Origin of the sequence: Microbacterium soli (genome assembly GCF_039539005.1) — a bacterium.
Lineage (GTDB): Bacteria > Actinomycetota > Actinomycetes > Actinomycetales > Microbacteriaceae > Microbacterium > Microbacterium soli.
Genome location: NZ_BAABCP010000001.1, coordinates 604443 through 623775, shown reverse-complemented (window position 1 = coordinate 623775; position 19333 = coordinate 604443). Strand labels below are relative to the sequence as shown.

Below are 19333 nucleotides of genomic sequence, written 5' to 3'. Positions count from 1 at the left end.
CCGCTACTCGGTCGGCGAACCGAGGTCGGCGGAGTAGGCGCGTGCGGTGCCGTCGGGGGCGGTGACGGTGACGGATGCCGTGCCCTCGCCGCCCGGGAAGACGCGCAGACGCAGACCGTCGTGGTAGTCGTAGTCCGGGCGATCCTCGCGTGCACCCCACGGCAGCACCGTGCCGGGACGGACGTACAGCGGCAGTGAATCGTAGCCGTGCACCTCCTCCCGCCAGGATCCGCCCGACACGGTCTCACCGGTCAGCAGCGACGTCCACCGCCCTGCGGGCAGATAGAACTGCACGGCGCCGTCAGCGCTGAACACCGGGGCGACCAGGAGATCGGGGCCGAGCATGTACTGCCGGTCCAGATGGCCGGCGGCGGGGTCGTCGGGGAACTCCAGGGCCATGGGACGCATGAGCGGCACGCCGGTGCGGGTGGCGTCGAGCCCGAGCTGGTGCAGGTACGGCATCAGTCGCATCTTCAGCCGGGTGAAGCGTCTGGTGACCTCCACGGCCTCCTCGTCGAACGCCCACGGCACCCGGTAGGAGCCGGAACCGTGGAAGCGCGAGTGCGACCCCAGCAGTCCGAACGCCGTCCAGCGCTTGAACACGCCCGCGTCCGGGGTGCCTTCGAACCCGCCGATGTCGTGGCTCCAGAACGCGAATCCGCTCATGGCGAGGGACAGCCCGCCGCGCAGCGTCTCGGCCATCGACGCGTATGTCGAGGTGGAGTCCCCGCCCCAGTGCACGGGCATGCTCTGCCCGCCCGCGGTCGCCGAGCGCGCGAACACCACTGCATCGCCGGCGCCCCTGGTCTCGACCAGCACGTCGTGCACGGCGCGGTTGTACAGCTGGGCGTACAGGTTGTGCATCCGCTCCGGGTCCGCGCCGTCGGCCCAGACGACGTCGGTGGGGATGCGCTCGCCGAAATCGGTCTTGAAGCAGTCCACGCCCTGGTCCATCAGCCGACGCAGGTGGGACTGGAACCACGCGGTGGCATCCGGGTTCGTGAAGTCGACCAGGCCCATGCCGGCCTGCCACAGGTCCCACTGCCACACCGAGCCGTCGGGACGGGTGACGAGGTAGCCGCGATCGGCCGCCTCGCGGAACAGCGGCGACCGCTGGGCGATGTAGGGGTTGATCCACACGCACACGCGCAGGTCGCGCTCGTGTAGGCGGGAGAGCATGCCCTCCGGGTCGGGGAACACGCGGGGATCCCACTCGAAGTCGCACCAGTTGAACTCGCGCATCCAGAAGCAGTCGAAGTGGAACACCGACACCGGCAGCTCGCGCACGGCCATCTCGTCGATGAACGAGTTCACGGTCTGCTCGTCGTAATCGGTGGTGAAGCTCGTCGACAGCCACAGTCCATACGACCAGGCCGGGACCACGGGCGGTCGGCCGGTGAGGGCGGTGTACCTGCCGAGCACCTCCTTGGGTGTGGGGCCCGCGATGACGAAGTACTCCAGGACCTCACCGGAGACGGAGAACTGCACGCGCTCCACAGCCTCGGAGCCGACCTCGTAGGACACGTGCCCGGGGTCGTTGACGAGCACTCCGTACCCGCGGCTGGAGAGGTGGAAGGGGACGTTCTTGTACGCCTGCTCGCTGGAGGTGCCGCCGTCGGCGTTCCACACCTCGATCGACTGCCCGTTCTTCACCAGCGGTCCGAAGCGCTCGCCCAGGCCGTAGATGAGCTCGCCGACACCCAGGTCGAGCTGCTCGTGGATGAAGGTCGAGCGCTGCGGTGCCGCCGAGTCCTGCCGGGCGTTCCCGACGATCCCGGGATCCACCTCGGCGTCCGCGGTGAGGGTCATCCAGCCCTGCGCCTTGTGCCCGCTGCCGGTCACCCGCCGTCCGCCGATCTCGAAGGACAGGTCCCAGGGGGCGCCCGGGGCGATGCGCGCGACGAGCGAGCCGGCGTCCAGGCGTCCGCCGTCCTCGCCGATCGACGCGGATGCCGTACCGCCTCCCGCGCCGGGCAGGTCGAACCCGCCGTGCCACGGGCGGCCGACGTGGTGGGCGATGCGCACCCGGATCACGCCCTCGGCGGGCGAGGACAGCGTGGTCGTCAGCACCGGCCGGTTGAGCACGTCGCCGCGCTTGGTGATGACCGACGTCGGGGCGGTGATGACCAGCCCCGGCCCGTCCGGGGTGTCCTCGGTGCGGTCGATGTCGTACGCCTCCTGGGCGTACAGGGCGGTGACTCCCGGTCGGAGCTGCCAGAACCCGTCGGTGAATTTCATTACTTGATCGCTCCTGCCGTGATGCCGCGAGTGAGTGTGCGTTGGAAGATGAGGAAGAAGATGAGTGTCGGGATGATGCCCAGCAGCGCCGATGCGCTCGTGGTGGTCACATCCATGAGCCGGTCGCCCTGCAGCACGCTGATGGCGACGGGGACCGTCTGGTTCGCGTTGGACGCGAGGAACGTCAGCGGGATGAGGAACTCGTTCCACGTCCAGATGAAGAAGAAGATGAGCAGTACGGACAGGGTCGGACGGCTGATCGGGAAGACCACGCGCCACAGGATCTGCCACCGGCTCGCCCCGTCGATGGAAGCGGCCTCGAGCACCTCCTTGGGGAAGGTGCCGTACACGGAGGAGAGCAGGTACGTGCCGAACGCGGCCTGGATGACGGTGAACACGATGATGACCGACCAGACGTTGTCGTACAGGCCGACGCTCTTGAACATGTAGTAGAGCGGGTACAGGAGCGCCTCCTGCGGCAGCAGGTTGGCCATCAGGAACAGCAGCACGATCCAGGTTCTGCCGCGCACTCGCCCGATGCCGATCGCGAAGGCGTTGAGCACGGATATGAGCACGGCGAGGAGGGAGACGACGCCCGAGATGAGGATCGAGTTCCATACCTTCTCGGGGAAGTTCACCCGTTCCCAGAACTTCGAGATGCCGGTGAAGTCGAGTTCGCTGGGCAGGGCGAGCGGGCCCGAGAGCGCGTAGTCCACGGGTGACTTGAACGAGTTGACGAGCACGAGATAGAACGGCACGAGCACGAGGACGCCGCCGACGACGACCAGCGCCAGCAGGAGCCAGTCGACCGGCCGCCTGCGCGTCATGCCGCCTCGTGCGCGCGGCCGGGTGCGATCCCCGGTCACGACCGCGGTGGTGGTGGTCACAGTCCCGCCCTCTCCTTCTGCTCCATGGAGTTCTGCACGCGGATGAACACGATCGACACGATGACGACGACGATGGTCAGCACGGTGGCGATGGTCGCGCCGTAGCCGATGTTCCGCTTGGTGAAGAACTCCTGATACGCGTAGTAGGCCGGCACGAGCGTCGCCCCCGCCGGTCCGCCGCGGGTGATGACGTACACGGGGCCGAACACCTTCAGCGCGGCGATCGTGCACGTGAGGGTCACGACGAAGATCTCCGGTCGGATGATGCTGACGGTGATGGCGGAGAAGCGCTGCACCCAGTTGGCGCCGTCGAGTTCGGCGGCTTCGTACAACTCGGGGTCCACCCGCTGCAGCGCCGCCATGAAGATGACGACGGGGTAGCCGAGCTGCACCCACACCATGACGACCATGAGGACGATCAGGGCCGAGGGCATCTGCCCGAGCCAGTCGACGGCGGGGATGCCGATCCAGCCGAGCATCTGGTTGAGTGCGCCGTCGCTGTCGGGGCGCACGATCCAGCCGATGACGATGCCGGCGACCACGACGGGGAGGATCTGCGGGAGGTAGTAGGTCGCGCGCAGGAAGCTGCCGACTCTGCCGCCGAACTTGCGGCCGATCACGTCGAACAGCAGCGCGGCCACGAGCAGACCCAGGATCGTCGGCACGACGACCATGGCGAGGATCATCCACACCGAGTTCGTGAACGACGTCCAGAAGTCGTCGTCGGTGAGCAGCTTCTGCCAGTTCTCCAGTCCGATGAACTCGGGTGCGCGCACGCCGCGCCATTTCTGGAACGTCAGGAAGACGTTCCATCCCAGGGGGATGAGAACGATGACCAGCAGCAGGATGAAGCCGGGAAGCAGGTACAGCCAGTAGGCGCCGGCGCCGCCACGGCCCTGAGGGATCGCCGGCTGTTCGCGCGGCACGGCGGTACGTTCTCCGCGAGTGATGAGTGTCATGTCCAGTGCTCCTCGGACGGGCCGGGGCGGCAGAGGGGGTGCCGCCCCGACGCCGTCGGTCAGCGGAAGTCCGCGGTTCCCTCGTCGTAGGCCTCGCCGAGGCCCTCGTTGGTGGCCTGGACGTCCTCGACCCCGGTGATCAGGCCCTGCAGCTGCTGGACGATCACGTCGTAGAAGCCGGGTGCCGGCCAGTCCGGGTAGAAGGCCAGTCCGTCCTTCTCGAGGATGCCGTTGAAGGTGCCGATGAGCTCGGAGCTCTTCTCATCCGTGATGTCGGCGGGGTCGGCCGCGACGGGCAGGCCGCCGTTGTTGCCGATGATGGCCTGGATCTCGGGGCGCATCGTGATGTCGATGAACTCGTAGGCCAGCTCCTTGTTCGCCGCGTTCTCCGGGACGACCCACAGGTTGCCGGACGAGCCGAGCGACAGATCGGCTCCGGGGAACGCGGTCATCGTCCAGTCGAAGCCGGTGGCCTCGGCGACGAATCGGCCGAACCACCACGATCCGGAGACGAAGATCGGCGCCGTGCCGTTGATGAACGACACCCCGGCATCCTCCGCCTTGATGGAGGAGACGTCGTCGGCGATGTAGCCCTTGTCGACGTATTCCGCGAGCGTCTCGGTCGCGGAGGTGATCACGGGGCCCTGCCAGTCGACGGGGTTCTTGTACAGCTGGTAGTCGTCGACGAAGCCGCGATCGCCCTCCCGCAGCGCCAGCTGGTACCACAGCTGGCCGAGTGGGTACTCGGCGCCGGCCTCCGCGAGAGGGGTGATGCCCTTCGCGACGAACGCGTCGAGCACATCGACGAACTCGTCGTAGGTGGTGGGGATCTCCAGGCCGGCGTCGGCGAAGGCGTCCTTGTTGTAGTACACACCGACGAACTCGCCGTAGTTCGGCACCCCGTACCAGGTGTCGCCACCCATCACGCCGTCGTCGCTGTACTTCGCGGTGGTCTGGAGGGACGGGGCGAGCTTGTCGGCCCAGCCGTACTCGTCCACGGCATCCGAGATGTCGGCGATCAGGCCGGTGGAGGCGAGGAAGCCGGCCGTGGCGTTGCCCTTGTTGAACTCCATCAGATCGGGGGCCGCGTCCGTGTCGAGCACCTGGCTCGCGGTCTTCTGGATCTGCTCGAAGGACTTCTCCTCGAACTCGACGGTCGCGCCGGTCTCCTCCTCGAAGATCGTGATGGCCTCGGCCCAGGCCTTGCCCATGGCGCTGTCGGCGCCCTCGTAGTGCCAGAGGCGGAGCGACTGCCCGTCCTCCTCGTCTCCTCCGGACGGAGCGCACCCGACCAGGGCGACTCCTGCGGCGGTGAGGCCGGCCAGTCCGGCCAGCAGCTTCGTTCTGCGATTCGTGCGTGCCATCGTCGGCACTCCTTTGCGTCAGGGCCCCGGGGAGGGCCGCGAGTTGTTACATCGGGTCTTCAGTTGTGGGAAGGGGGAATCGAAGCGTTTCGATCTCGCGCATGCGTCATCGCGGTGCTTCGGGCCGGGCTCAGTCCGCGTGCGCGCGGACGGAGCCGGCGGCGCGGTACACGGGTGGGATCAGATGCACTTCGGGCGGGGTGCCCCTGTGCTCGAGATGGCGCAGGGCCGTCTCGACGGCGAGCGTGCAGGATTGTGCGGGATCGAGCGGGATGACGTCGATCGGAACGCCGAGCGCGGCCGTGTCGAACGTCGTCGCGGCGGAGATCACCGACACATCCTGTCCGACGCGGAGGCCGCGCTCCGCCAGCACCGACAGCAGCACCTCATGGACATCGTCCACGGCGTGGACGATGAAGGCGCGGTCGCCGCGTGCGAGGGCGTTCTCGACGGCGGATCGCACCGTCGCCTCCTCCGTGGCGACCCGGCCGGAGGAGGTGGTCTGCAGCTGCACGCCGCGGGTGCGGGCGCGATCGACGACGCCCCGACGCAGGCGGCGCGCGAAATTCGAGGTTCGGTACGCGACGACGGGCTGGCCCAGCAGTGTGATCGCCGTGTGCCCGGCGTCGGCGAGTCGGTCGACGGCCATGCGGCCGGCGGCCTCGAAGTCCAGATCGACGCACGTGAGTCCCTCGGTGTCGTCGGGGATGCCGATGAAGACCGTCGGCGTGCTGATCGACCGGGCGATCTCGACGCGGGCGTCGTCGGGGGCGACGTCGAGCACGAGCGTCGCATCGACCAGACGGCTGGAGGTGACCCGGCTCATGCCCTGCGAGGCCTGCTCCTCGGTCAGGAGCAGGATGTCGTAGTCGTGCCGGCGGGCGGCGACGGCCGTGGCGAGCACGAAGGCCATGTGCGTGGGGGCGTGCGTGTCGGCGCGCAGCGGCTCGGTGAGCGCGAAGATGTGCGTGCGTCGTCCCGCCAGCATCCGGGCGCCGGCGTCCGGCGTGTACCCCAGTGCGGCGGCGGCGTCCTCGATGCGACGACGGGTCTGCTCGGCGACGGGTCGTTTGCCGCTCAGCGCGTAGGAGACGGTGCTGATGGAGACGCCGGCTGCTCGAGCCACCTCGTGGATCGTCGTCATCGGTACTCCATCGTTCCTGGGTGTGAAGGGGTGATCGAAGCGCTTCGATCACCGTGACAGTGAATATAGTGCTCGTCGAGTGTCATGTCAAGCTCTTGGGGTGCGTGACGGGAAGTCTCCGGGCTGCAGCAGGACGGTCTCCTCCATGCCGATCTCCACGGACACGGCTCGTCCCCGCCAGAGAACACGATGCACGCCTGCGGCCTCGGCGCGTCGGGCTCGGAGCCGCGCTTCGACGAGCTCTCCATCCGCCCATTCGAGATCGACGATGATGCCCGGTCTGGCGATCAGACCGCGAACGCATCCGTCCCCCAACTGCCGGGGAAGCGCAGGAAGCAGGACGATGCCCCGGTGCGACTGCAGCAGGCACTCGGCGAGCGCACCGACGTAACCCAGATTCGCGTCGATCTGGAACGGCGGGTGCGCGGCGAACAGGTTGGGGTAGAGCCCGCCCGCCCACGGGCCGGAGACCGTCTGCGCGTCGCGCAGGAGCATCTCGATCAGCCGACCCGTCCGGGCCTCATCTCCGAGACGCGCCCACAGGGCCAGCTTCCACACCAGCGACCAGCCGCTGGAGTCATCGCCCCGCCGCTCCAACGTGGCCGCGGCGGCTGCCCGCGCGCGCGGGCTCCAGTCCTCGGTCCCGGGGAACAGCCCGAGAAGATGGCTCATGTGACGGTGGTGCGGGTCCTCCTCGGTCCGGGCGACGTCCCACTCCACGATTCTCCCGTCGGCGGTGACGGCGGGGCTCCGCGCGAGTCCGCTCAGGCGGGCCGCGGCGGCAGCGGCGACCTCGTCGTCGGCGAGTTCGAGAGCCTGCGCGGCACGCACGGTCCGCTCCAGGACCATCCGCACCAAGGACAGGTCCATTGTGCTCGTGCTCGCCAGGGATGCTGCCCGCCCGTCGTCCAGGAGGTAGGCGTTCTCCGGGGAGGTCGATGGCGAGGTGCGCCCGTCCCGGTGCCAGGAGAGGGCGAATGTGGCGGCCCCGCGCAGCGCCGGCCAGATGCGCGCCAGCTCGGCGGCGCCCGCCGCGCCGAACTCCCACGGCTCCGTGAGCATGCTCGCGAGCCATGCGCCGCCCATCGGCCAGAACGCCCAGCGCGGATCGCCCGACCCGCGCCCGGGCGATGTCGAGTAGAGCCAGGCATCCGTGTTGTGGTGGACGGTCCATCCCGGAGCACCGTACAGTCGTGAGGTGTGCGCGGCCGCCGCTTCGGAGAGCGCGAGGGTGAAGTCCGAAAGCGCTTCGGCGGCCGCGCTGAGCCCGGTGACGTGGGCACCCCAGTAGTTCATCTGCGTGTTGATGTTCACGGTGTAGGCACTGCCCCAGGGAGGGCGCATCTCGGCGTTCCAGATGCCCTGGAGAGTGGCGGGGAGGCCGCCGGGCCGTGAGGAGGAGACCAGCAGATAGCGCCCGTAATGGAACAGCAGGGCGGCGAGGTCGGGGTCGCGTGCGAGCATGCCGGCCGGATCCGTGCGCGCCCGCGCCAGTCGTGAGGCGGTGTCGAGCTCCGAGTGATCCGGGCGGAACGAGAGGTCGACCCCGTCGAGTGCGTCGCGCATCCGCGTGCGTGCGTGCTGCCGCAGGGCGTCCGCGCCCTGCGACTGCGCGGCGTCGAGCCGGGCGAGAGCACTCTGCAGGGCGTCGTGCGCGTCGCCCGTCGGCGGGCGACCGGGCGCGGTGTAGGTGGTGGCTGCCGCGACCATCACGACGGTGCGTTCCGGCGCGTGCAGCACCCGGGCCACGAGCGCCGCTCGGAGCGCCGCACCCTCCTGAGTCGACCACACGGCGCCGGGAAGATCGGGTTCGTGCCCCGGCGCGACATCGCTGGGCAGCCGCAGCAGTAGCGCACTCGTGTGCGTGTCGACGTCGACCGGAAGCGGTGCGTCTCCGGCTCCCGGACCGTGCAGTGGCGAGGACAGCACGGCGCTCACCGGCGCTGCCGGTTCGATCGTGTGCACGAGGACGCTCTGCTCCGGCGCGATGAAGGTGGTCGTCCGATGCGCGGAGGTGGTCGACGTGTGCAGTCCGGTGCCGATGTCGAGCTCGCGGGTGAGCTGCGAATCGTCCGGGGCCGTTTCCGTGGTGATGACGACCGAACCGAGGGGAACGAATGACTGGGCGTACGACGTCTGCATCGCCTGCAGCGGCGCCTCGGCTCCGACGGGGTCGCCCCCGGCGATGGCTGCGCGAGCCTCGGAGAGCAGTTCGGAGCACCGTGCGGCATCCGGCAGGGGGTGGGCCGCCTCGGAGTGCGGGGATCCCGACCATGCGGTCGCATCGTTGAGATGGATCGTGGTCGACGACACGCCTCCGTCCGTCATGGCCCCCAGGCGGCCGTCACCGAGCGGCAGGCACTCCAGCCACGTCCGAGCCCTGCCCCGATACCGAAGAGCACGCATCTCAGCCTCTGATGCTGCCTGCGCTCAGGCCGGCTCGCCAGAACCGCTGCAGCGACAGGAACACGATGGCGATGGGGATGATCGAGACCAGCGAACCGATCACCGTGAGGATCTGGAGCCCCGGGATCGTGATCGAAGCCTGGCTCCAGCCCGTCAGTCCGACCGTGAGCGGCATCAGCGAGGAGTCCGTGAGGACGAACAGGGGGAGGATGTAGCTGTTCCAGCTGCCGAGGAAGGCGAACAGCAGCACCGTGACCATGCCGGATGACATCAGCCGCAGCCCCAGTGTCGTGAAGATCCGCAGCTCACCGGCACCATCGAGGCGGGCGGCTTCGATGAGGGAGATCGGCACGGAGCCCTGCGCGTAGATGAAGGAGAGCAGAACGCCGAACGGATAGCACAGAGCGGGCAGCAGCAGGCCGAAGTAGGTGTTGTCCAGGCCGAGGTGGACGAGCAGCACGTAGGTCGGCTGCGCGATGACCGTCCCCGGCACGAGCAGGCTCGCCAGCACCACGGCGATCAGTGCGGATCTGCCGCGGAAGCGGTAGACGGCCAGCGCGTATCCGGTGATGGCGCAGACGAGGGTGGTGAACGCGGATCCGATCACGGAGTAGATGATCGAGTTCAGCGTCCACCGCCAGAAGATGCCGTCCTGGTGAGTGCTGAGCGCGACGAGGTTGTCCCAGAGATGCCAGTCCGCGAACGCGAATCCGGGAGTGGAGAACAGGTCTCCCGTCGATTTGGTGGACGCGATCACCAGCCACAGCACAGGGACGAGGAAATACGCGGCGACGACGACCATCACCGTCGTGACGATCGCCATCCATCCTCTGCTGACGCGGTCGCCGTTGACGAAGATCGTCCGGGTCCGCGCATCGAGCGGTGGTGCGACGGGGGAGCTCGGGCGGGTCAGGAGGTCAGATGCCATCGGTGGCCGCCTTTGCATTGGCCCTGTTCGCGGCGAGCAGGAGGAGCGAGACGATGAGCGTCGCCAGACCGAGGACGACCGCCATCGCGGAGGACAGGTTCGCGTTCTTGCCGAGAGTCGAGGTCGCGTAGATGGCCATGTTCGGTGTGAAATCGCTCGGGATGTTCGAGGTGATGCTCTGCAGCACCTGGGGCTCGTTGAACAGCTGCAGCGTGCCGATCACGCTCGAGAGGGTCGTCAGCAGCACCGCCGGGGTGATCATCGGCAGCTTGACCTGGAGAGCGGTGCGCACCTCGCCGGCCCCGTCGATCCTCGCCGCCTCGTACATCTCCCGGGGGACGGACTGCAGAGCGGAGAACAGGATGATCATGTTGATGCCGATCAAGGACCACAGGTTGATGTTCCCGATCGCGAACCAGACCGTGCCGGGGCCGAGCAGGTCGATGTCGACCCCGAAGGAGGACAGGAACTGCAGGAGCGGACTCACGGAGGGCTGATAGAGGAATCCCCACAGCAGAGCGGCGATGACCGTGGGGACCGCGTAGGGGAGGAACACGGCGAATTGGAAGAAGCGCTTCGCCCTGACCAGCGCGGAGTCGAACAGGAGCGCGAGCGCGGCGGCGATGATCATCATGACCGGGACCTGGATCAGCCCGTAGAGGATGACCCGGGGGAAGCCCAGGAGGAAGTCCTCGTCCGCGAACACGCGGATGAAGTTCTCGAGACCGGTGAATTCGACCGAGGTGCCGCCAAATCCCAGGCCGCTCGACTTGCGGGAGAACAGACTGTTGAGCACTCCCACGATGATCGGCGCCACGAGGAACACGAGGAAGAGGACGGTGAACGGCGCCACGAACGCGTAGGGCACCCACGGCCTCCCGGCGCCGGAGAACCGGCGCCGGGAGGCCGTGGCCAGTGGAGCGGTCACAGGGTCAGCCCTTCACACTGAGGCCGCGGGATTCGAGGTCTGCGACGGCGGCCTGCTGCGCCGTGTCGAGAGCCTGCAGGAATGTGCCCTCGCCGCCGACGACCTTCGCGAACTCGTCCAGCAGCACGGTCTGGATGGCACCGTAGTTGGGGCCCTCCACCCAGGTCGCGGGAGTCTGCTTCGCGGATTCGATGAAGACCTCGTTGACGACCTGACCGCCGAAGAAGTCCGAGGGCGCGGTCAGGGCATCCGATGCCAGTCCGTTGAGCGTCGACGGGAACAGGCCGCCCACGGTGATGAGGGCGTCCTGCGTGTCGTCGGACCCGTTCAGCCACGCGGCGAACTCCGCGGCCGCTGCGGCGTTCTCCGTGTTCTTCAGCACCACCACGGCCGCGCCGCCGGAGTCGCCGGAGTTCTCCGAGCCGGCGTTCTTCGGCATCGGCGCCACGCGCCACTTCCCCGCGGTGTCGGCGGCGTTCTCGACGATGGACGTCGGGAACCACGCGGCATAGGTGATCGTGGCGATCCGGCCGGAGTTCACCAGTGCCCAGTACTCCGGGGTCCACATCTGCTCGGTGGTGACCAGGTCCTCGTCGAGCAGGGTCTGCCAGCGTTCGGCGACGAGCCTGCTTCCCGCGTCGTTCACGCCGACCGTCCAGGCGTCGCCGTCGATGCCGTACCAGCTGCTCTCCGCCTGCTGGATCTCCTGGGCCCATTGCCCGATCTCCGAGGGGGAGAGGTTGGCGATCCGCACCTCGGGGTCGGCGGCCTTCAGGGCTCGAGCCGTCTCGAGATACTCGTCCCACGTCTCGGGCATCTCGAGACCGAGATCCTCGAAGATGTCGGTGCGGTACATCGTCGCCGCCGGACCGATGCCCTGGGGGACGCCGTAGACCTGTCCGTCGAAGGACACGGCGGCCCAGGATGCGGGCGTGTAGTTGTCCTCGTGTTTGGAGACGTACTCGGTGATGTCGACGACGCGCTCGCTGATCACGTAGTCGGGGAGATCATGGGTGGACAGCTGCACGAGGTCGGGTCCTTTACCGGCGTCGACGGCGGCCTCCACCTTCTGGCCGTCGTCTCCGGTCATGCGGTGGAACTCCACGTGGATGTGGTCGTTCTGCTCGTTCCACTGCGCGACGAGATCTTCCAGACCGGGGACCCAGCCCCAGAAGTCGACGGTGACCGGCTCATCGGCGGTGCCCGTGCCCGGAGCGGGGTCGGAAGAGGAGGAGCACGCGGCCAGAGCCAGTGCGGCAAGGGCCGGTGCGAGGGCGATCGCGGTCCATCGGAGGGGAACGCGGGAGGATGCTCGGGGAGATTTCATGTGCTGATTCCTTTCGGACGACGCTGTCTGGCTTCGGGGCGGAAGAGGAGTTCCACGGGGAACCTCCGGACCCCATTTTGTGTTTCGCCAATACATAAAGTCAAGGAGATTTCACAAATTGATCCGATGTCTGGGTTGGATCGAGAAGCGAGGGAGGATGAGTGCCGCGGAACGATCCGCCGTTCGGGGCGTCTCACGGGCGTCTCCCCAGGACCGGTGAACCCCAGGAATACGGTGTTTTCTGGCGCACATGACCCCAAAAGTCCGCATGATTGCGGAGGTGGTCATGATCGCGTCAGTCGGCACGCCGAGCGGGGAACGTAGGATCGGAGATCCGACTTCTTCGGCGTCCGGAGACGAACCGGCGCCGGTCGGCGGCTCGTCAGCTGGAAAGGAGCAGTCGCGTGGCGCAGACGGCGGCCGCCCAGGCGTAGTCGGAGAACTCGAACGGATGCATCTCGACGCGGGGCGGTGCGGACGCGGGGTCGAGGGCCGCGGCCGTTGAGGCGAACAGCAGCGCGGGGTTCCGCGCGATGATCGGAAGGCCCTCGCCGGTGACGATCACCTTCTCCACATCCGTGATGCTGACCAGGGTTCCGATCACCACGCCCAGGGCACGGACGGCGTCATCGAGGATGCTCGTGCATCCGGCGTCCCCGTCGGCGGCGCGCGCCACGACGGCCCTGACGGGAGCGCCGGCGCGGCGCTCGATGGCGGGTCCGGTGACGTACGCCGAAACGCATCCGACGTGCCCGCGATCGCATTCCGGCCCGGAGTCGTGCACGCGGAGATGCCCCACTTTGCCCGGGCGCCCCCCGGCGCCTCGGATGAGGTCGTCATCGACGACGATGCCCGCGCCGATGCCCGCGCCCAGTCCGATCAGCGCCATGGAACGACTGCCGCGTCCTGCACCGAACCAGTGATGCGCCGTGGTGAGCGCCTGGACATCGTTCGCGATCTCGGTGGGCAGACCGGTGCGCTCGGCGACCAGGCGCACGAGAGGCACGGCGTCCCAGCCGAGGAAGTGCGAGCCGACCACCTCCCGTTCACCGTCTGCGCCCGTGATGTCCCCGGCGAGGCACACCCCGATGGCGGCGATCCTGGGGTGGTCTCGGCGCATCTCATCCACCACGTGTCCGATGAGATCGACGACGTCGTCGACGGATCTCGAGCGGAACTTCTTCTCGGAGGTGCTCACGACGCGGGCCGACAGATCGGTGACGGCGCAGTACAGGGCGTCCCCGGTGAGTTTGATGCCGATGAAGTGCGCGGCCTCACCGCGCAGATGGAGAGTCCCCGAAGGGCGTCCGCGACTCCTGCGCGTCTCGGTGCCGCCCTCACTGGCGAGGCCCAGGTCGACGAGGTTCCGGGCCAGACGCATCAATGACGCCCGAGACAGTCCTGTGCGGCGCGTCAGCTCGGCGCGGGAATGCGACCCATGAACGAGGAGCTCGAGCAGGACGGAGCGCTGCGCATCATGCAGGTCGGGCCACGACCAGGAGGGTTCGGCCATGGGGCCGAGCCTAATGAGGGATCATGCATTTTGTTGCATTGCGATACGTAAAGTCGGGAGCGTCGGGGTCACGACGAGCGTCCGGGGTGCGCGCGCTCGGGGCTCCGTGCGCGGCGCGGGCGCTCCCGGGTCGATCCTCGGCTCGCCGGGGAGAGCCGAGGACGGCGACGGGGTCTCGGTGGGGGAGGGGATCCGAGGCCCCGCCGCCGGTTCAGTCCGTGACGCGGATCTGGGCGATGACCTCGGAGTACTCGGTCTCGCCGACGGGCTCGAAGCCCACTCGCCGGAAGAAGGCCTCGGGCCCGTCCTCACCGGCCTCGTAGATCACGTTCACGTGACCGACGCCCCGCGCACGGGCCTCGTCGATCAGAGTCTTGACGGCGAAGCGGCCGATGCCCCGCCCCTGGTCGTCGGCATCGACGTTGATCCGCCACAGCACGCTTCGGAAATGCTCGTCGGGCGCGTCGGCGTTGAAGCTCGCGCTCACGAACCCGACCACCTGGTCCCCGTCGAGAACCACGCGCTGCCAGGAGGTCTGCGGGTTCACGACCGTCGCGGCGATGCCGTACGACACCGGCGCGAGGAACTGCTCCTGCCCCGGCTTGAGGGACAGGTTGTTGACGGCGACGATCGTCGCCGCGGACAGTTCGACCACACGCAGTTCCGACATGCACCCAGGCTAGCGTGTGATCGACCTCGTGTGGCGGAAACCGGGCGCCGGAGTCGAGAGGCGCCACGCATGACGCCGATCAGACTCGGGTATCTTGGTATCAAGATAAAATCTGCCTTCGCGAACGGAGATCCGGTGACCGACGACGCCATCATCTACACCTACACGGACGAGGCGCCGGCGCTGGCCACGGCGTCCTTCCTGCCGATCATCAGGGCGTACACCGGCCAGGCGGGCATCGCGGTGGAGACGCGGGACATCTCCCTCGCGGGGCGCATCCTCGCGGCGTTCCCGCAGAAGCTCACCCCCGAGCAGCAGGTGGGCGACGCCCTTGCCGAGCTCGGCGGGCTGGCCACGCTGCCGGAGGCGAACATCATCAAGCTGCCGAACATCTCGGCATCCATCCCCCAGCTGAAGGCGGCGATCGCCGAGCTGCAGGAGAAGGGCTTCGACATCCCGGACTACCCCGACGAGCCGCAGACGCTCGAGGAGAAGGACGTGCGGGCGCGGTACGACCGTGTCAAGGGCTCGGCCGTCAACCCCGTGCTCCGCGAGGGCAACAGCGACCGCCGTGCGCCCCTCGCCGTCAAGAACTACGCGAAGAAGCACCCGCATCGCAACAAGCCGTTCGCGGCGGGATCGAAGACCCGCGTGATGACCATGGGGCACGACGACTTCAAGCACAACGAGCGCTCCTGGGTCGCGGCCCACGACGACGTGCTGAGCTTCGAGCACGTCGCCGCCGACGGCACCGTCACGGTCCTCAAGGAGGGGCTGAAGGTGCTGCCGCGCGAGATCATCGACGCGACCTTCCTGTCGGCCGCCGCGCTGGACGCGTTCCTCGCCGACACGCTGGCGGCGGCGAAGGCCGACGACGTGCTGTACTCCGTGCATCTGAAGGCCACCATGATGAAGGTCAGCGACCCGATCATCTTCGGCCACGTGGTCAAGGCGTTCTTCAAGGACGTGTTCGCGCAGTACGGCGACCGGCTGGCGGAGGCGGGGCTGAGCGCGAACAACGGCCTCGGGTCGATTCTCGCGGGTCTGTCGGGCGTCGCAGGCGGCGAGGAGATCGCCGCAGCCTTCGACCGCGCCATCGAGAACGGCCCCCGGCTGTCCTACGTGAACTCGGACAAGGGCATCACGAACCTGCACGTGCCCAGCGACGTGATCGTCGACGCGTCCATGCCGGCGCTCGTGCGCAACGGCGGCAGGCTGTGGGGCAGCGACGGCGGCGAGGCCGACACCATCGCCGTGATCCCGGACTCCTCCTACGCCGGGGTGTATCAGGCCGTCATCGAGGACGTCATCGCCAACGGCCCGCTGGACCCGGCCACCATAGGCACGGTCCCCAACGTCGGCCTCATGGCCCAGGCGGCGGAGGAGTACGGCAGCCACGACAAGACCTTCGAGATCCCCTCGGACGGCATCGTGCGGGTGCTCGACAGCGACCGCACGGTGCTCATCTCGCACGAGGTCGGGGCGGGCGACATCTGGCGCGCCACGCAGGCCAAGCACATCCCGGTGATGGACTGGGTCCGCCTCGCGGTGTCCCGCGCGCGCGCGACGGGCGCTCCGGCGGTGTTCTGGCTGGACGCGAACCGTGCGCATGACGCGCAGATCATCGCCAAGGTGCACCAGGGCCTCGCCACCCTCGACACGAAGGGGCTGACGATCACGATCCTCGCCCCCGAGGAGGCCACCCGATACACCCTCGCACGCATGCGCAAGGGGCAGGACACCATCTCCGTCACCGGCAACGTGCTGCGCGACTACCTGACCGACCTGTTCCCGATCCTCGAGGTCGGCACGTCGGCGAAGATGCTCAGCATCGTGCCGCTGCTGGCCGGCGGCGGGCTGTTCGAGACGGGTGCCGGCGGCTCCGCGCCCAAGCACGTGCAACAGCTGGTGGAGGAGGACTACCTGCGCTGGGACTCGCTGGGCGAGTTCTTCGCGCTGGCGGCGTCGCTCGAGCACTTCGCCGACCGCACCGGCAACGAGAAGGCCCGCGTGCTGGCGGAGACCCTGGACGCCGCGACCGGCACCTTCCTCGAGCAGGACCGCTCACCGGGGCGCGCGCTGGGCACGATCGACAACCGCGGCAGCCACTTCTACCTCGCACTGTACTGGGCCCAGGAGCTGGCGACGCAGACGAAGGACGCCGAGCTGGCGGCCGCCTTCGCCCCCCTCGCGGAGACGCTGGCCGAGAACGAGCAGAAGATCGTCGAAGAGCTCAACGCCGTGCAGGGCGAGCACGCCGACCTCGGCGGCTACTACCGTCCGGATCCCGAGAAGGTCGCCGCCGTCATGCGCCCGTCCGCGACGTTCAACGCCGCGATCGACGCCCTGATCTGAGCCCGGACGGGAAACGGGCGGATGCGGCACAGGCATCCGCCCGTTTCCCGTCCCCGGCCGACGAGGCGACCGTGGAGACTCGTCAGGCGTGCACCCACACCTCGAGGCCCACCGGAGACCAATCGTAGACCTGCTTGGCGATCGACGGCGGCAGGTTCACGCAGCCGTGGCTCATGCGGTGGCCGAAGTTGTTGTGCCAGTACGCGCCGTGGAAGGCGATGTCCGGGGCGAACCAGGTGTTCCACGGCACGTTCGGTGTGCAGTACGGGGAGTCCGGTCCGCAGCCCATGCTCTGCTTGGCCGTGTGGCCGAACACGCGGAAGCGTCCCAGCGGAGTCGGGGTCTCCGGCAGACCGCTGGAGATCGCCCAGGACTCGACGAGTTTCTCGTTCTCGAAGAGGTACGTCCGCTGCTCGCTGATGTCCACCTCGATGCGGCGGAACAGCGTCGTCGTCTCGAACGGCGTCGAGGTGACGGGGAGCTGGAAGGCCGCCTCGCCCTGCGTGAGATCCGTCGCGAAGGCGGAGGCGATGCCCGTGGTGTCCCCGAGGACGCGGCCGTCCTTGCCCTCCGTGAGGGTGCGCAGCACCTTGCCCGTCGAATCGACGATGTTCTGCTGCGTGACGACGTCGCGGTTCACCAGGTCGGGCAGCGACGCCACCATGGTCTGGATCGCGGACTGGTCGGCGGTGATCGTCAGCTCGCCGTCGACCTCGTCGATGCTCAGCCAGGACGCCGCCACGTCCGCGGCGACGGGCACGGTGCGCTCGTCGCCGACATAGAAGCCGATGGTGGCGAGCATGTCGTTGAGCTTCTCGACGGTGGCGGCGGCCTTCTCGTCGGTGATGGTGGCGGTGACCTCCGTCGCATCGGCGGAGAAGCGGAACGCGCGCTCGCCGTCCGACGCGGCCGCGGTGAACGCATCGGCGAGGTCGGGCACGGAGATGCCGGTACCGGTCTCGGCGGGCGTGAAGGTGTACGCGGACGCGTCCGCATCGAAGACGACGTCGGCGCTGACGGGGTCGACGTAGCTGGTGGGGACGGCTGCGTGCAGCGCGTGCTCCGCGATCTCAGGGTCGAGGAGCACGTCGGCGTGGATCGGCTCGCCCATCCACGCCGAGATGTTCCACAGGGGGCGATCGGCGAACGCCTGCTCCGCCAGGCCCTCGGCGTCGACGTGCGCACCCAGGTCGGCGCCGGTGAGCGTCGTTCCGTCGCCCGCGCCGGTCAGCTCGATCTCCGTGGTGGCCAGGCGGGAGCTGATCGCCTCGGCCGCGATGCCCGGGGTCATGCCGCCGACGGGGACGCCGGCGATCGTGGTGCCGGGGGCGATGAGGATCAGCGATGCGGCCGCGCCGACGAGCACCAGTGCGCCCGCACCGAGTCCGACCCACAGGCCGATGTGCCTCTTCTTCTTGGCCGGCGCCTCGGTCGGAGCCCACTGCACGGGTTGCCCGCTCTCCTGCGTCAGCGCGTCGGGCGCTGAGGTGCGGACCTCTCCTGTTCCGGGATCGGAGATCAGATCGGTCACCCGCTCACCCCCCCCATGGCACACGATTCGGCTGACCCTCCCATGTTAAGCGACGGGCGGGTCCGTGAAACGCCCCGTGCGCCTCGGGAACGCCCGGACCGGTAACATTTCGATAACCTGCGGAGGTCCTCTCCGTCCTGCAGGCCGCTTCGCGCCGCCGCCGGTCCGGGCGGATGCGCGAGTTCTCCGCGTCGATGAGAGAATCGGGGTGCTCCGATCGACTCGCCGCCACAGGCGGCGGCGGAGCAGCTCTGCGGGAACCCGGCACCGTCGCCCTCGACAAGGAGAGAATCGTTCATGGCTGAAGTCGTCATCGTGGAGAACCGGAACGTCGGCGGCGCGCTCGTCGCCGATGAGATCGTCCGGCTCATCGACACCGTCCCCGAACCCGTCCTGGGGCTCGCGACGGGATCCACCCCGCTGCCGGTCTACGATGCCCTCCGCACACGCCTGGCCGGCCGCGATCTGTCGCACGTCCGCGGGTTCGCGCTGGACGAGTACGTCGGCATCGACCCCGCGCATCCCCAGAGCTACCGCTCCGTCATCACGCGTGAGGTCATCGAGCCCCTGGGGCTGGACCCGAAGCTGATCCGTGTCCCCGACGGCGCGATCGAGACGATCCAGCATGCCGGCGACGACTACGACGCGGCCATCGTCGCCGCGGGAGGCATCGACCTGCAGCTCCTCGGGATCGGCACCGACGGCCACATCGGCTTCAACGAGCCGGGCTCCTCGTTCGCCTCCACCACGCGCATCAAGACGCTCACCGAGCAGACCCGCCAGGACAACGCGCGCTTCTTCGACTCCGTGCACGATGTCCCGCAGCACTGCATCACCCAGGGTCTGGGGACGATCCTGCGGGCGCGGCACCTCGTGATGCTCGCGTTCGGCGAGGGCAAGGCGCACGCGGTCGCGGCCGCGGTTGAGGGGCCCGTCAGCGCCATGGTCCCCGGGTCGGCCGTGCAGCTGCATCCGCACGTCACGGTGGTCGTCGACGAGGAAGCCGCATCGCAGCTGAAGCTCGCCGACTACTACCGCCGCTCCTACGCCAACAAGCCGGCCTGGCAGGGTCTCTGATCCCGC

14 protein-coding genes are annotated in these 19333 nt (G+C 68.5%); 2 read left to right on the top strand and 12 right to left on the bottom strand.

Going from position 1 to position 19333, the window contains the following annotated elements; genetic code table 11:
• Positions 1 to 3: 3 nt before the first annotated feature.
• From yicI to ABD770_RS02850, 11 genes are all read right to left on the bottom strand, one after another.
• Positions 4 to 2238 carry an alpha-xylosidase gene (yicI, locus tag ABD770_RS02900; protein WP_344817993.1) on the bottom strand — a complete coding sequence of 745 codons (2235 nt, stop codon included), beginning with the start codon at positions 2236 to 2238 and terminating at the stop codon, positions 4 to 6.
• The gene (locus ABD770_RS02895; RefSeq protein ID WP_425562722.1) at positions 2238 to 3125 is read right to left on the bottom strand and encodes a carbohydrate ABC transporter permease; all 888 of its coding nucleotides are present in this window, start codon (positions 3123 to 3125) and stop codon (positions 2238 to 2240) included. The genes yicI and ABD770_RS02895 overlap by 1 nt, the downstream gene beginning before the upstream one ends.
• Entirely contained in the window at positions 3122 to 4084 is a 963-nt protein-coding gene (locus ABD770_RS02890) for a carbohydrate ABC transporter permease (protein ID WP_344817992.1), read from the bottom strand. Before ABD770_RS02890 ends, ABD770_RS02895 begins: the two co-directional genes overlap by 4 nt.
• Positions 4085 to 4143: 59 nt before the next feature.
• Positions 4144 to 5448: an ABC transporter substrate-binding protein gene (locus tag ABD770_RS02885; RefSeq protein WP_344817991.1), complete on the bottom strand. Its 1305-nt coding sequence runs from the start codon at positions 5446 to 5448 to the stop codon at positions 4144 to 4146.
• A 130-nt stretch (positions 5449 to 5578) separates the two neighbouring features.
• Positions 5579 to 6592 carry a LacI family DNA-binding transcriptional regulator gene (locus ABD770_RS02880; protein WP_344817990.1) on the bottom strand — a complete coding sequence of 338 codons (1014 nt, stop codon included), beginning with the start codon at positions 6590 to 6592 and terminating at the stop codon, positions 5579 to 5581.
• Between the two features lie 87 nt (positions 6593 to 6679).
• On the bottom strand, positions 6680 to 8998 hold the full coding sequence (locus tag ABD770_RS02875; RefSeq protein WP_344817989.1) for a glycosyl hydrolase family 95 catalytic domain-containing protein: 2319 nt from the start codon (positions 8996 to 8998) through the stop codon (positions 6680 to 6682).
• Between the two features lies 1 nt (position 8999).
• Positions 9000 to 9926, bottom strand: a complete 927-nt coding sequence (locus ABD770_RS02870) for a carbohydrate ABC transporter permease (protein WP_344817988.1) — start codon at positions 9924 to 9926, stop codon at positions 9000 to 9002.
• Positions 9916 to 10854 (bottom strand): carbohydrate ABC transporter permease, encoded by a 939-nt coding sequence (locus ABD770_RS02865; RefSeq protein ID WP_344817987.1) that lies wholly within the window; start codon positions 10852 to 10854, stop codon positions 9916 to 9918. Before ABD770_RS02865 ends, ABD770_RS02870 begins: the two co-directional genes overlap by 11 nt.
• A gap of 4 nt (positions 10855 to 10858) precedes the next feature.
• Positions 10859 to 12181, bottom strand: a complete 1323-nt coding sequence (locus tag ABD770_RS02860; protein ID WP_344817986.1) for an ABC transporter substrate-binding protein — start codon at positions 12179 to 12181, stop codon at positions 10859 to 10861.
• Positions 12182 to 12563: 382 nt separating this feature from the next.
• On the bottom strand, positions 12564 to 13694 hold the full coding sequence (locus ABD770_RS02855; RefSeq protein WP_344817985.1) for an ROK family transcriptional regulator: 1131 nt from the start codon (positions 13692 to 13694) through the stop codon (positions 12564 to 12566).
• Between the two features lie 211 nt (positions 13695 to 13905).
• Entirely contained in the window at positions 13906 to 14364 is a 459-nt protein-coding gene (locus tag ABD770_RS02850) for a GNAT family N-acetyltransferase (protein WP_344817984.1), read from the bottom strand.
• A gap of 135 nt (positions 14365 to 14499) precedes the next feature.
• Between ABD770_RS02850 and ABD770_RS02845 the strand changes: the two genes are divergently transcribed.
• Positions 14500 to 16719 (top strand): NADP-dependent isocitrate dehydrogenase, encoded by a 2220-nt coding sequence (locus ABD770_RS02845; RefSeq protein ID WP_344819856.1) that lies wholly within the window; start codon positions 14500 to 14502, stop codon positions 16717 to 16719.
• An 82-nt stretch (positions 16720 to 16801) separates the two neighbouring features.
• Here the strand turns inward: ABD770_RS02845 and ABD770_RS02840 are convergent, their stop codons facing one another.
• The gene (locus ABD770_RS02840) at positions 16802 to 18250 is read right to left on the bottom strand and encodes a L,D-transpeptidase (RefSeq protein ID WP_344817983.1); all 1449 of its coding nucleotides are present in this window, start codon (positions 18248 to 18250) and stop codon (positions 16802 to 16804) included.
• A 297-nt stretch (positions 18251 to 18547) separates the two neighbouring features.
• Here ABD770_RS02840 and ABD770_RS02835 point away from each other — a divergent pair, with 297 nt between their 5' ends.
• The gene (locus ABD770_RS02835; protein ID WP_344817981.1) at positions 18548 to 19327 is read left to right on the top strand and encodes a glucosamine-6-phosphate deaminase; all 780 of its coding nucleotides are present in this window, start codon (positions 18548 to 18550) and stop codon (positions 19325 to 19327) included.
• The last annotated feature ends 6 nt before the right edge of the window (positions 19328 to 19333 follow it).